Annotated in this window: 13 protein-coding genes; 7 read left to right on the top strand and 6 right to left on the bottom strand. The window is 32.8% G+C overall.

All coding sequences use genetic code 11. The features are described from left to right. Nucleotides 1–35: 35 nt before the first annotated feature. Nucleotides 36–1,346 (top strand): UDP-N-acetylglucosamine 1-carboxyvinyltransferase, encoded by a 1,311-nt coding sequence (gene murA, locus G6042_RS04400; protein WP_169523102.1) that lies wholly within the window; start codon nucleotides 36–38, stop codon nucleotides 1,344–1,346. 77 nt (nucleotides 1,347–1,423) lie between these two features. Beyond that, nucleotides 1,424–2,191 (top strand): sulfite exporter TauE/SafE family protein, encoded by a 768-nt coding sequence (locus G6042_RS04405; RefSeq protein WP_169523103.1) that lies wholly within the window; start codon nucleotides 1,424–1,426, stop codon nucleotides 2,189–2,191. Here the strand turns inward: G6042_RS04405 and G6042_RS04410 are convergent. The 3 genes from G6042_RS04410 to G6042_RS04420 all read right to left on the bottom strand — a co-directional run bounded on the left by G6042_RS04410 (nucleotide 2,188) and on the right by G6042_RS04420 (nucleotide 5,733). Beyond that, nucleotides 2,188–4,647, bottom strand: coding sequence for a DUF5686 and carboxypeptidase regulatory-like domain-containing protein (locus tag G6042_RS04410; RefSeq protein WP_169523104.1), 2,460 nt, complete (start codon nucleotides 4,645–4,647; stop codon nucleotides 2,188–2,190). The two genes, G6042_RS04405 and G6042_RS04410, sit on opposite strands and share 4 nt — an antisense overlap. A gap of 60 nt (nucleotides 4,648–4,707) precedes the next feature. Then, a complete protein-coding gene (gene aroQ / locus G6042_RS04415; RefSeq protein WP_169523105.1) occupies nucleotides 4,708–5,121 on the bottom strand; it encodes a type II 3-dehydroquinate dehydratase in 414 nt (137 codons plus the stop codon). Nucleotides 5,122–5,196: 75 nt separating this feature from the next. Continuing rightward, on the bottom strand, nucleotides 5,197–5,733 hold the full coding sequence (locus G6042_RS04420; RefSeq protein WP_169523106.1) for a porin family protein: 537 nt from the start codon (nucleotides 5,731–5,733) through the stop codon (nucleotides 5,197–5,199). Nucleotides 5,734–6,000: 267 nt separating this feature from the next. Here G6042_RS04420 and G6042_RS04425 point away from each other — a divergent pair, with 267 nt between their 5' ends. The 4 genes from G6042_RS04425 (at nucleotide 6,001) to G6042_RS04440 (ending at nucleotide 8,679) form a co-directional block, all read left to right on the top strand. Further along, the gene (locus G6042_RS04425; RefSeq protein ID WP_169523107.1) at nucleotides 6,001–6,477 is read left to right on the top strand and encodes a hypothetical protein; all 477 of its coding nucleotides are present in this window, start codon (nucleotides 6,001–6,003) and stop codon (nucleotides 6,475–6,477) included. Nucleotides 6,478–6,588: 111 nt separating this feature from the next. After that, nucleotides 6,589–7,233, top strand: coding sequence for a porin family protein (locus G6042_RS04430; RefSeq protein WP_169523108.1), 645 nt, complete (start codon nucleotides 6,589–6,591; stop codon nucleotides 7,231–7,233). 78 nt (nucleotides 7,234–7,311) lie between these two features. Beyond that, nucleotides 7,312–8,211 (top strand): site-specific tyrosine recombinase XerD, encoded by a 900-nt coding sequence (gene xerD / locus G6042_RS04435; RefSeq protein WP_169523109.1) that lies wholly within the window; start codon nucleotides 7,312–7,314, stop codon nucleotides 8,209–8,211. 75 nt (nucleotides 8,212–8,286) lie between these two features. Beyond that, nucleotides 8,287–8,679, top strand: a complete 393-nt coding sequence (locus tag G6042_RS04440) for a response regulator (protein WP_169523110.1) — start codon at nucleotides 8,287–8,289, stop codon at nucleotides 8,677–8,679. Nucleotides 8,680–8,737: 58 nt separating this feature from the next. Here the strand turns inward: G6042_RS04440 and rny are convergent, their stop codons facing one another. From rny to G6042_RS04455, 3 genes are all read right to left on the bottom strand, one after another. Next, nucleotides 8,738–10,300, bottom strand: a complete 1,563-nt coding sequence (gene rny / locus G6042_RS04445) for a ribonuclease Y (protein WP_169523111.1) — start codon at nucleotides 10,298–10,300, stop codon at nucleotides 8,738–8,740. Nucleotides 10,301–10,511: 211 nt separating this feature from the next. After that, a complete protein-coding gene (locus G6042_RS04450; RefSeq protein WP_169523112.1) occupies nucleotides 10,512–10,808 on the bottom strand; it encodes a cell division protein ZapA in 297 nt (98 codons plus the stop codon). Between the two features lie 4 nt (nucleotides 10,809–10,812). After that, nucleotides 10,813–11,103, bottom strand: coding sequence for a hypothetical protein (locus G6042_RS04455; protein ID WP_169523113.1), 291 nt, complete (start codon nucleotides 11,101–11,103; stop codon nucleotides 10,813–10,815). Nucleotides 11,104–11,291: 188 nt separating this feature from the next. Between G6042_RS04455 and G6042_RS04460 the strand changes: the two genes are divergently transcribed. Further along, complete coding sequence (locus tag G6042_RS04460; RefSeq protein ID WP_169523114.1) at nucleotides 11,292–12,989, top strand: M23 family metallopeptidase; 1,698 nt, start codon at nucleotides 11,292–11,294, stop codon at nucleotides 12,987–12,989. Nucleotides 12,990–12,993 lie beyond the last annotated feature (4 nt).

Raw genomic sequence — 12,993 nt, forward strand, 5'->3', positions numbered from 1 at the left:
AACCCGAAACTTTTTTAACCCGAAACATATACAATATGGGAACATTCAAAATAGAAGGCGGAATAAGATTAAAAGGTGATGTAACGCCACAAGGTGCAAAAAACGAAGCTTTACAAGTTTTATGTCCAGCTTTATTAACCTCAGAAAAAGTTAGAGTTACTAATATTCCTGATATTATTGACGTTAATAAATTAATTACATTACTTGGAAATCTTGGTGTAAAAATCCAAAAAAATGGTCCTGGCGATTATACTTTTCAAGCCGATGAAGTAAATGTTGATTACCTAAAAACAGAAGCTTTCAAAAAAGAAGGTGGAAGTCTTCGCGGTTCTATCATGATTGTTGGTCCGCTTTTGGCTCGTTTTGGCTGTGGATATATTCCAAAACCTGGTGGAGACAAAATTGGTCGTCGTCGTTTGGACACACACTTTGAAGGATTTATCAATCTTGGAGCAAAATTTCGCTACGAAAGAGAAGACCATTTTTATGGAGTTGAAACCGATGGAAAACTAAAAGGAACGTACATGTTACTTGATGAAGCATCGGTAACTGGAACGGCAAACATTGTTATGGCAGCGGTTTTAGCCGAAGGAACAACAACAATTTACAACGCAGCTTGCGAACCTTATTTGCAACAATTGTGTAAAATGTTGAACTCAATGGGTGCAAAAATCACCGGAGTTGGTTCTAATTTATTAACAATTGAAGGAGTTGAAAGTCTTGGCGGTTGCGAACACAGAATTCTTCCTGATATGATTGAAATCGGTTCGTGGATTGGTCTTGCTGCTATGACGCGAAGCGAAATCACCATCAAAAATGTTTCTTGGGATAATCTTGGTGTAATTCCAAGTGTGTTTAGAAAATTAGGAATTACACTAGAAAAACGTGGTGATGATATTTATATTCCATCTCATGAAAATGGATATGAAATCAAAACTGATATCGATGGTTCGATTTTAACCATTGCCGATGCACCTTGGCCAGGATTTACTCCTGATTTATTGAGTATCGTTCTCGTTACAGCAACTCAAGCCAATGGCGATGTTTTAATTCACCAAAAAATGTTTGAAAGCCGTTTGTTCTTTGTAGACAAACTAATCGATATGGGTGCAAAAATTATGCTTTGTGATCCGCATCGCGCTGTGGTTATGGGACATAATTTTCAATCACAATTAAAAGCTACCGTAATGAGTTCACCAGATATTCGTGCGGGAATTTCGTTGTTGATTGCAGCATTATCTGCAAAAGGAACATCAACTATTCAAAATATCGAACAAATCGACAGAGGTTACGAACGAATTGACGAAAGACTTCGCGCACTTGGAGCAAACATTGTTCGTGTTTAATTAATTTATTTAGATATTAAATTTTAGATATATAAATCCCAAATCTTTTCAAGTTTTGGGATTTTATTTTTTTAGCTATGGAAACCTACATTATTGTTATACTTTGCATCGCTTCATTTTTCGCTGGATTTGTTGATGCTATTGTTGGTGGTGGCGGTTTAATTCAAACTCCAGTTACTATGATTGTGTTACCACAATTATCAGTTGCCAATGTAATAGGAACGCTAAAAATTCCTGCCTTCAGTGGAACCAGTTTTGCGGCATTTCAATACCTGAAAAAAGTAACTATGAACTGGAAATTATTGGCAATAATGGCGATAGTGGCTTTTGGTTCTGCTTTTTTTGGTTCCTATATGCTGACGAAAGTTAGCAACGATTTTATGAAACCTTTATTGTTGATTGTTTTAATCGGCATTGCTTTTTATACGTTTAAAAAGAAAAATTTTGGACAACATCAGGTGAAAGGTTTTAGTCAAAAGAAGCAGTTGCTTCTAGCCGTTTTAATCAGTGTCGTTATTGGTTTTTATGATGGATTTATTGGTCCAGGAACAGGAAGTTTTTTAGTATTAGGCTTTGTAACTATTTTAGGATTTGATTTTCTTCATGCTTCTGCCAATGCAAAAATGGTCAATCTGGCAACTAATTTTGGTTCGATTTGTCTTTTTGTTTTAAAAGGAAAAATAGTTTGGGCAATCGCTATTCCAATGGCTTTTTGTAATGCGCTTGGCGGATTTATTGGCGCAAAATTGGCCATAAAAAAAGGAAATACCTTCATTAGAAAGTTTTTCCTTTTTGTAGTAATCCTAACGTTAATCCGTTTTGGATATGATGTGTTTTTTACTTAAAAATTAATTCCAAACATTACGCCATCGCCTTGAAATCCATCTTGATAAGAGCGAACATAATCAATTCTCAAAATTCTAAATTTACCAAAACCTAAATTACTCAAACCAACCGAAAACTCTTGATAAGGCTTTCTATCTGGAATAGCAAGATTTTTAAATCCAAGCATTAATTTAGATTGTAATTTGTTCAACAACGGAATTTTATTCATGATAAAACCTTTGTCATTGTGTTCAATATGCGTTTCGAAATAGCTGTCGTTCGTGCTTGCTGCATAATAAGGCAACAAATTAAACGAGTTGATATACGAAGTTCCCATCATAACATGCGTTTCATTTCCGTTGAAATGTTTGTAATCTACAAATGAAATTCCTTCGGCGTTAAAAAACTTACCCGCTTTGATGTTAATTCCGGTTTCGCCTTTGTTTCCAAGTGTCAAATTATGTGTTACTCTTGCCGAAACTTTATCAAAATTATAGTTGTCTTCGCTTCCGGCAAATCCTTTTTCATAACCTATCAATAGTGTTGGAAATTTGTCGTTTCCAAGGTTGTATTTTCCATCAGGTCGAGTGATGTATTCTTGACCAAATTTTATTCTCGCTACCACATTTAGTTTTACCAAATTGTGCTTCAAAATCGCTGGATTAAATTCGTCAAAAGGCAACAACGGATTGTTTGAAGTATATAAATCGTCATTTTTAATCACGGTATAATCTGTTGTGTTGAAAAGCGGTTTTCGCTCAGCATATTCCACAGCCGCAGTCATATTCAACCCATTGAAAACTTCTCTAGAGAAACTAGCCGTTGCAAAATTCTTTTCATACAATTTCATGTAATTATCCTTGAAAAACAAGGTGCTTACCGTATTTACTAACTTCGAAATTGGCTCGTCAGGATTGAATTGATTAACCGAATTTCCTCCATAAACCGTAAGATACGATTTTGATTTGTTACTCAATTTTGCTGAGAAAAAAGCCGTTGGTCTAAACGCTTCATCCGAAAAACCATAAGCAACATTGGTTCCAAATTGATAATAGGTATTTTTGTCTTCATTTCTTTTGAAGAAAGACAAACCAACGCTAGTATTCCAACCTTGAACCGTGTTGAAACTAGTGTTCAATGCTGGTCCGTTATAATTTATCGACCATTTTTTATACGAATTCGAATAAGAATATCCATTTAAAACATCCATAAATCGGAACTTATTCTTTTTAGCATCAATAGAATCCAAGTACACTTTTGACTTTTTCTTTTCCTGAAGCGCATCTTTTTTCACATAATCTTTAACTTCTTCATCGGTTAACGGAACCGGACGAATAGTTTGCCAAAAACTGTCTTCTTTTTTGTTGGCATTTTCTTCAAAACGAACCACTTCGGCTGTAAACGTTTTCTTCTCAAATTTCTCTGGAAACTCAAAATTAGAAAACACATAAGTAAATCCGCCCGACATATTAATACCAAACATTCCGGCATCAAAATCTAGTGTTTGCGTGTTTTTTGTCCAAATTTTAGATAGATTATTATAACTAAAACTTTGTTTTAAGTTCAACGTATTCAACGCTGGATTTTGGATTTGTTTTCCAGTAAAAGTTACATCAACAGCATAAATAGCATACGTATCGTCAACGATATAAATGTATCCTGACATTACAGGTTCGGTTTCGCGACGAGGAATGATTTTGATTTTGTTGATTTGCTGACGGTTTTCAGTAAAAAATGAACCTTCAAATTTATATTTGTAGTAATTAAAAGCATTATCAGCAATTGGCGAAACTACATTGGCATCAAATTCTAGATAGTTGTCATAAAAATCAAAATTAGCATCGCTGGCATTATTAAAACTAAAACCATTGTCTTTTCCGCTTACTTTTGAAGCAACGATAACTTCTTTCAACTTATCCGGTTTTTGAAACGTCACTTTTGAAACCGTTTCAGATAAGTATAAAATGCCGCTTCGAGTTGAATCAATCACTTCATCAAAAAAATCTAGCTTTTGTCCCAAGATAGTTTTAGGTAAATTCTTCACTCTAAAAATTCCTCTCGAATAAAAATCAGCTGTATAACGAGCTGTTTTTTCTGAATTAGCCTTTTTGTTTTTGATAGCATTTCGAATAATTTCATTCGCCGGATTATCATTGATATTAACAACAACTTCGTTCAACGAAATTTCCTCTTCCAGCAAAACAATGTCCAATGGCTGTAAATTTTCATCAACATCTACAACCTGTTTGGCCGTTTTGTAACCCAGATATTGAAAGATAACAACGTGTTTTCCTGGTGTTTTAATGTTGAGTTCAAATCTTCCCAGTTCGTTTGAAGTTGTAGCATTATACGTGTTTTCTTCAAAAATATTAACAAAGGGAAGCGGTTTTCCGTTTACATCTTTTACAGTACCTTTAATTTGAGATTGTGCAATAATGGCAAAGAATAAAAATAGAAGCGTAAAGTTTTTTTTCATGGAATAGAATTTAGATTATAATTGATAGACGAATAAAAATGTAAAAGGGTTGCATTGCTTTTATAAAAACGATTGTAAAGCTAACGCATAACTTTTCATCCCAAAACCAATTATTATTCCTTTAACATTTGGAGAAATAAAAGAATGATGTCTAAATTCTTCTCTAGCAAAAGTATTACTGATGTGCACTTCAATCACAGGTGTTGTAATTGCTTTCACAGCATCGGCTATCCCAACAGACGTATGAGTATAAGCCGCAGCATTAAGAATGATACCATCATAACTAAAACCAACTTCCTGAATTTTATCAATCAATTCGCCTTCAATATTACTCTGAAAATACGCTAATTCAACAGCCGGAAATTCTGCTTTCAACTGATTATAATAATCCTCAAAAGTTTGACTACCATAAATTTCTGGTTCGCGTTTTCCTAGTAAGTTTAAATTGGGACCGTTGATAATGATGATTTTCATGGGAAGTATTTTGAGTAAAAATAAAAAACCGTTGCCAATTGGACAACGGTTTTTATAAATAACTTCTAAATCAGTTTAAAATCGATACCCAACCGATAATTGGATAACTCTGTTGGTCACTTCAGCATCTTTGTTCGCCTCAGTTAAACCCATTACATACCTTGCTTGTGCAAAAAAGTTATCGGTAATATTATAACCTAAACCAACTGCGGCAGCAAAATCAAAACTTTCCGCTTCAAATTGCTCTTCAACATCTTCATTAATTAAAAACGAAAACTGCGGTCCAGCTTCTAAGCTCAACTTCTTGCTAGTCAAATAAAATTTAGCCAAAACTGGAACAGTAACATAGTTATAGTTGATGTCTTTAGCACCAGCAGCATCAACCTTCGTTCCTTGCGAAGAATACAAAAGCTCTGGCTGTAACGATAAATTCTCAAGCAAACTTATTTCGGCTACTGCTCCAAAATGAAAGCTAGTATAAGTAGAACCATCAACTCCATCGCCTTCAAGATTTGAAAAGTTAGCACCAGCCTTTAAACCAAACTTAAACATCTGAGCGTTTACAGTGTTCATCCCAAAACACAATAACATAACAAACAAAATTTTTTTCATGTTTTTCAAAATTTATAGTGATACATATATAAACGTAAAACATCCTAATATTGTATAGTACTTTTAGTATATTTTCCCTAAAAACCATACTTTTTCAAAATATCCCTTTTTTGTTAAAAACCTTGATTTATTTATAAACAACTGTAAACAAACGATTTTAATGTTAAAAACTGTTGATAACCTTGTTAATAACTGTAAAACAACCATTAATTCTTATTAAATTAAAAATATAAATTTGATATACTTAAATTTTAAAATAAAACAAACATGAAAAAAATTATTTTAACAATTGTTGCAGTTTTCGCTTTTGGATTAGCGAATGCACAAGACGGAAAATTCAAATTGGGAGTTAATTTAGGTTTACCTATGGGAGACATTAAAGATGCTTACTCTTTTGCGATAGGAGTAGATGCTGCTTATTTATGGTCAGTTGGTGACGGTTTCCAAGCTGGTGTTACTACAGGTTATGCTCATTACATGGGAAAAGAAGATTGGATTGACGATGCAGGTTTTGTTCCTGTAGCCGGTACTGCTCAATATTCTTTCACTGACAATTTCTTCGGAGGATTGGATCTAGGATATGCTCTTGGAGTTTCTCCAAGTGGTAATGACGGTGGTTTTCTTTATCAGCCAAAAGTAGGCTATCAAGCTGAAAAATATGAAGTATATGCAGGTTATAAAGGTATTTCTGTTGATGGAGGTACTTTTTCTTCTATTAATTTAGGATTTAACTATAAGTTCTAATAACTCTTATTCAAAACATTTCAAAAACCTCTCGATTTTCGGGAGGTTTTTTTATATCAAAAGATTAATTTCATTACTTAACTTCTATATTTGCCAAAAATTTAAAACAAAATGAGAAAAATTATTTTAACCTTTATCGTATTAACTGGAATGAATTTCGTTAATGCGCAAGATCAAAACAAAGCAAAATCAAGTGATGTGAAATTTGGTTTAAAGGCTGGGTTAAACGTTACCAACATGAACGTGTCTGGTGATTTTGCTCCAGACACAAAAGCTTTACCTAATTTTCACATTGGTGCATTTGTAGAAATTGGCATCAATGAAAAATGGGCTTTTCAACCCGAATTAATCTATTCTATGCAAGGCTCAAAATTTGATATGTTATATGTTGAAGGAACAGATGTTTATAACACAGAAAACACTTTTAAATTAAATTATTTGAACATTCCATTAATGTTTAAATACAATGAAAATAAATTATTTTTTGAAGCCGGTCCACAAATTGGATTTTTAACTTCTGCAAAGTTAAAAACTAGCGTTGAAGGCTTTGGTTCGGGCAATCAAGATGTAAAAGAACTTTTTAAAACAATTGATTTAGGCTTAGGATTTGGAATTGGCTACAATTTTTCAGAACAAGTTGGAGCTAATTTGAGATATAACTTTGGTTTAACGAATATTGCTGAAACAGAAGATGGCGACAATACTAAAATTAAAAATAGTGTATTTGCTCTTTCTTTGGCTTATAAATTCAAATAGAAATAAACTTTATACGTCAAAACCTCTCAAAATTTGAGAGGTTTTTTTTATTGACGATCATTTCGTTTCTTTGTTTCTATGAATTGGAACAGCTACATCAAAAGTTTTCAGCATTATTTAAAAATTGAACGCGGAATGTCAAAAAACACCATCGACAATTACACGTTTGATTTACAACGATTGTGCAGTTATTTAGATGAGAACAACATTTCTGTTTCACCCATAAAAATTGAAGACGAAACTATTCAACAATTTATTTATACCGTTTCAAAAGAACTCAACGCACGTTCGCAAGCTCGAATTCTATCAGGCTTAAAAAGTTTTTTCTCCTATCTACTTTTTGAAGATTATCGAACGGACAATCCGATGGAATTAATTGAAACACCAAAAATTGGTCGAAAACTACCCGATACTTTATCTATTCAAGACATCGATAATCTTATTGCTGCAATTGATTTATCAAAAGATGAAGGTCATCGAAACAAAGCAATTCTCGAAACACTCTATGGTTGTGGTTTACGCGTTTCGGAGTTGGTAAATCTTAAAATTTCTGATTTATTTTTTGACGAAGGTTTTATAAAAGTTACTGGAAAAGGCAGCAAAGATCGATTTGTTCCTATTGCAAAATCGACTAAAAAGCATATTCTACTTTATAAAGATAGTACTCGAAATCACCTGCAAATTGCAAAAGGTCACGAAGACACTTTGTTTTTAAATCGACGCGGAAAACAGCTAACGCGTGCAATGATTTTCACAATAATCAAAGATTTAGCTGTTAAAATTAATTTGCAAAAAAAAATCAGTCCGCACACTTTACGCCATTCGTTTGCGACACATTTATTAGAAAATGGCGCTGACTTACGTTCTATTCAAATGATGCTTGGCCACGAATCGATAACTACTACCGAAATTTATGTTCATTTGGATAAAAAACATTTAACACAAATTATCAATTCTTTTCATCCTAGAAAAAACTAAAATCATATCGAAAAAAAGTTGTGATTTAAAAAGTTTGCTATAAATTAGCACAACCACAAATTAACACAACTTATAATGAAATTTAACGATGTTTTTGTCGTTGATGACGACAAAATTTTCCATTTCTTAATCAAAAAACTTTTATCGAGCAACAATATAGACGTTAGCCCGAATTTTTTTGAAAATGGTTTACAAGCCATTGAAGGAATTAAATCAAAGCTCAACAATGGTCAAAATCCGCCCGATTTAATCCTTTTGGATATCAATATGCCAGTTCTTGATGGATGGCAATTTTTGGAAGAATACAGATTACTAAAAGAAAGAATAAAAAAAGAAATTACAATTTATATCATAAGTTCATCAGACCACACAACTGATAAAGACAAAGCAAAATTCTATCAACCTGAGGTAAAGGATTATTTCTTAAAACCAATGACTTCCGATAGTTTAAAAAAGATATTTAATTAATAATATAAAAACGGCAACCTTAATTGGATTGCCGTATTTTATTGATTTTATTCTAAAATTACTTCGCAATATTCACAGCGCGAGTTTCACGAATAACTGTAATTTTTACTTGACCAGGATAGGTCATTTCTGTTTGGATTTTTTGAGAAATTTCAAAAGAAAGGTTTGAAGCCATTTCATCAGAAACTTTTTCACTTTCTACAATAACTCTCAATTCACGTCCAGCTTGAATAGCATAAGCATTTTTCACGCCTTGGAAACCAAAAGCAATTCCTTCCAAATCTTTTAAACGTTGAATATACGAATCTAGAACTTGACGTCTTGCGCCTGGTCTTGCTCCCGAAATAGCATCACAAACTTGAATAATAGGAGAGATTAAATATTTCATTTCAATTTCATCGTGATGCGCTCCAATGGCGTTGCAAACTTCTTCTTTTTCACCATATTTTTCAGCCCATTGCATACCTAACAATGCGTGTGGCAAATCACTTTCTGTGTCTGGAACTTTACCAATATCGTGTAAAAGTCCAGCACGTTTAGCTAGTTTTACATTCAAGCCTAATTCGGCTGCCATAATTCCACAAAGCTTGGCAACTTCTCTTGAGTGCTGTAAAAGATTTTGTCCATAAGACGAACGGTATTTCATTCTTCCAACAACTTTAATCAGCTCAGGATGCAAACCATGAATTCCTAAATCGATAACGGTACGTTTTCCAACTTCGGCAATTTCTTCGTCAATTTGTTTGGTTGTTTTAGCTACAACTTCTTCAATTCTTGCTGGGTGAATTCTTCCGTCAGTAACTAATTTATGTAATGATAAACGAGCAATTTCTCTTCTAACTGGATCAAAACAAGAAAGAATAATAGCTTCTGGCGTATCATCAACAATGATTTCAACTCCTGTAGCAGCTTCAAGCGCACGGATATTTCGTCCTTCACGACCAATAATTCTTCCTTTCACATCATCCGATTCAATGTTGAAAACAGAAACGCAGTTTTCAACAGCTTCTTCAGTCCCAACACGTTGAATAGTATTGATGATGACTTTTTTAGCTTCTTGTTGTGCCGTTAATTTTGCTTCTTCAATTGTATCTTGAATATGCGACATGGCTTTGGTTTTTGCTTCAGCTTTTAGGCTTTCAACCAATTGTTCTTTGGCTTCTTCAGCAGATAGACCAGAAATAACTTCCAATTGTTCTACTTGGCTTTTGTGAAGTTTTTCAAGTTCCTGTTGTTTTTTATCAAGAACTTCGATTTTTGCTTCATATTCTTTGGTTTTATTTTCATAATCGTCATTTACTTTCTTAGCTTTTGACAATTCGTTTGAAACCTGTGATTCTTTGTCGCGAATTCTTTTTTCTACCTCAGCAATTTTTTTGTCTTTGTTTAAAATCTCTTTTTCATGTTCTGATTTTAATTCTAAAAACTTTTCTTTTGCTTGCAGTAATTTATCTTTTTTTATGTTTTCTGCTTCAAGATTAGCATCTTTTAAAATTGATGCTGCTTCCTTTTTTGCATTTTTGATTAGGTTTGAAACATTGCTTTTTTCTAAAAACTTTGCTATTCCAAAACCTCCACCAATTCCAACTATCGCGGCGAGTATTATAAATGTAATTTCCATTTTTTGTTTGTGTTTTAGGTATAAAAAAAGCCTACATTAGGTGAATGCATAAACTCGTAAAGACAAGTTTTGAGCTAACTCACTGTTCAAGTTTTCCGCCTTGGCGGACATACTTTAGTAGCGACGATTTGCTCATTTTAATTTGTTAGTGTTGAGTTTACCAATTAAAATCTAATGTAGGCAGTGTTTTAATTTTATGTATAAGAACGTGTTATTTTCTATTGAGATATTCCAATAATAAATCATTAATTTTTGTCAATCGTTCTGCTGTTTCTGTACCGTCAATAACTTTATCAAGTTGTTTTTGTTCTACTTGTGAAGCAAATTGCAAAGCACACATGGCTAATACATCTTGCTTATCACGAACAGCATAATTCTCTTCAAATTGCTTAATCATCGTATCAATTTTTTTTGAAGCACTTCGTAAACCTTCTTCCTGTGATGGATCAACAGTTAGCGGATAAACTCGGTCGGCAATTGATATTTTTATCTTAAGCTTTTCACTCATAGCATTAATCTGATAGTTGCGCTATGCAATAATCGATTTCTTTAATTAATGAATTTATTTTCAGTTTTGTATCTCTTTTATTTTCTTCACTGCCAAGCAACGAATTTGCCATTTTTAACGAATTTGCTTCTCCTTTCAATTGTTCAATCTCTCGTGATTGAGTATCGATAGTTGCTGCAGCTTTTTTTAATTCTGTTTCCAATTGAGAAGTATAGACTTGCAAACTATTCATTTTTTCGAATAGTTTTTGAATTCTACCTTCAACAGAATCAATTATTTCTGCAATTTCACTCATTCAAATGGAATCTTCGTTTCTTAATTCACAAAGTTAGTATTCTATTTTAGTAATGCAATAGTTTTTTTGATTATTTATTAATTTTCTGAGAAGCTTGTTTAAGAATTTGTTTTTTAGCGAGTTATTTTTTTGTTAAAAAAAATGTAATTTATTACGTACTATTTTTTAAATTAGCAAAAACATCTGATATGAAAAGTTTTATAATCTTATTTTTCAGTTCACTATCATTTTTTGCCCAAAATAATTATCCAAAAGATTATTTTCGTTCTCCGCTAGATATTCCACTGCAACTGTCTGGAAATTTTGGCGAATTACGTTCCAATCATTTTCATGCTGGTTTTGATTTTAAAACACAGCAAAAAGAAGGACTAAACGTTTATGCCGCAGCCGAAGGTTATATTTCGAGAATAAAAATTTCGCATGGCGGTTATGGAAAAGCAATTTACATCACACATCCAAATGGTTACACAACCGTTTATGGACATTTGCAATCGGGTTTTGGAGAAATTGAAAAATTTATTATAAACGAACAATACAAAGCCAAATCCTATGAAATTGAATTGCTTTTACAACCAACCGATTTATTGGTAAATAAAGGCGAAATCATTGCAATATCTGGAAATACTGGCGGTTCAGATGGTCCGCATTTGCATTTTGAAATTAGAGATACAGCATCTGAAAAAATAATTAATCCGATGTATTTTGGATTTGACACCGAAATTAAGGACACCAAAAAACCATTTTTTATGGGATTGTATGTTTATCCAATCGATGAAAATTCGGTGGTAAATCAATCTAAAAGACCTTTACTTTTAACGTATGACCAACAAGTTAATGGCGATTATTTAGCCGAAAAAATCGCAGCCAATGGAAAAATTGGTTTTGGAATTGTGGTAAACGATTATGATGATGTTTCGTGGAATACAAACGGCGCGTTTAAAGTGGAAACGTTTCTCAACGGAAACGTGAGTTTTAGTTATACTTTGGACACTTTTTCATTTGACGAAACACGATACATTAATGCTTTGATTGATTACGAACGTTTTAAAAGTGAAAAACAGCGTATCCAAAAACTGTTTTCCATAAATCCGTATCCGCTGAGTATTCTTAAAACCGATGCTGATTTTGGAATTATCAATGTGACAAATAATGTAACAAAACTGTACAAAATTGAAGTTTCTGATTTTCATGGAAACACATCCAAAATCTGTATTCCAATTTCTCATTCTAACACATCATCAGTAGTTGCTGAAAAACCAAAAACATCAAAATATCATGTAAAAACGAAACGTGACAACATTTTTTCGTTAGAAAATGTTACCGTAACTATTCCAACCAATACGTTTTATGAAGATTTTTACATGGATTTTGAAGTAAAGAACAATACTGTAAAAGTACATCGCGATATTATTCCGGCACATTCTAGTTTTCAAATTGCTTTTGAAGACAGCATTTCATCTGAAAAAGATAGAGAAAAAATGTTCATTGGTCTTTTTGACGGAAAAAAAATCAATCACTACACAACAAAACGCTATAAAAATACGTTTTCAATTTACACCAAAACTTTGGGCGAATATCGGTTAGTTAAAGATACCGTTTCTCCCGAAATAATTTTGGCAAAAAATATAGCAGAAAAATGGATTTCCGACCGAAAAACAATTCATTTAACCATTTCTGATGATTTATCAGGCATAAAAAGTTATGAAGGTTACCTCAACGGAAAATGGATTTTATTGGAATATGAAAGTAAACTGAAACGTTTAACTCACAAGCTTTCTGATGGAATTGTTGCCGAAGGAAAAAACGAATTAAAAGTGATTGTTACCGATAATGTTGGAAATTCTACTATATTTGAAACACATTTTTTTAGAAGTCAAAAACCATAATATA

This window comes from Flavobacterium solisilvae (assembly GCF_012911605.1).
GTDB lineage: Bacteria > Bacteroidota > Bacteroidia > Flavobacteriales > Flavobacteriaceae > Flavobacterium > Flavobacterium solisilvae.

Bases quoted from the DNA above. Each gene is read 5' to 3' on its own strand.
- aroQ (WP_169523105.1), bottom strand. From the start codon at position 5,121: ATGAAAATCATCATTATCAACGGTCCCAATTTAAACTTACTAGGAAAA.
- xerD (WP_169523109.1), top strand. From the start codon at position 7,312: ATGAATTGGAACAGCTACATCAAAAGTTTTCAGCATTATTTAAAAATT.
- G6042_RS04460 (WP_169523114.1), top strand. From the start codon at position 11,292: ATGAAAAGTTTTATAATCTTATTTTTCAGTTCACTATCATTTTTTGCC.
- G6042_RS04455 (WP_169523113.1), bottom strand. From the start codon at position 11,103: ATGAGTGAAATTGCAGAAATAATTGATTCTGTTGAAGGTAGAATTCAA.
- G6042_RS04420 (WP_169523106.1), bottom strand. From the start codon at position 5,733: ATGAAAAAAATTTTGTTTGTTATGTTATTGTGTTTTGGGATGAACACT.
- G6042_RS04450 (WP_169523112.1), bottom strand. From the start codon at position 10,808: ATGAGTGAAAAGCTTAAGATAAAAATATCAATTGCCGACCGAGTTTAT.
- G6042_RS04425 (WP_169523107.1), top strand. From the start codon at position 6,001: ATGAAAAAAATTATTTTAACAATTGTTGCAGTTTTCGCTTTTGGATTA.
- G6042_RS04405 (WP_169523103.1), top strand. From the start codon at position 1,424: ATGGAAACCTACATTATTGTTATACTTTGCATCGCTTCATTTTTCGCT.
- murA (WP_169523102.1), top strand. From the start codon at position 36: ATGGGAACATTCAAAATAGAAGGCGGAATAAGATTAAAAGGTGATGTA.
- G6042_RS04430 (WP_169523108.1), top strand. From the start codon at position 6,589: ATGAGAAAAATTATTTTAACCTTTATCGTATTAACTGGAATGAATTTC.
- G6042_RS04410 (WP_169523104.1), bottom strand. From the start codon at position 4,647: ATGAAAAAAAACTTTACGCTTCTATTTTTATTCTTTGCCATTATTGCA.
- rny (WP_169523111.1), bottom strand. From the start codon at position 10,300: ATGGAAATTACATTTATAATACTCGCCGCGATAGTTGGAATTGGTGGA.
- G6042_RS04440 (WP_169523110.1), top strand. From the start codon at position 8,287: ATGAAATTTAACGATGTTTTTGTCGTTGATGACGACAAAATTTTCCAT.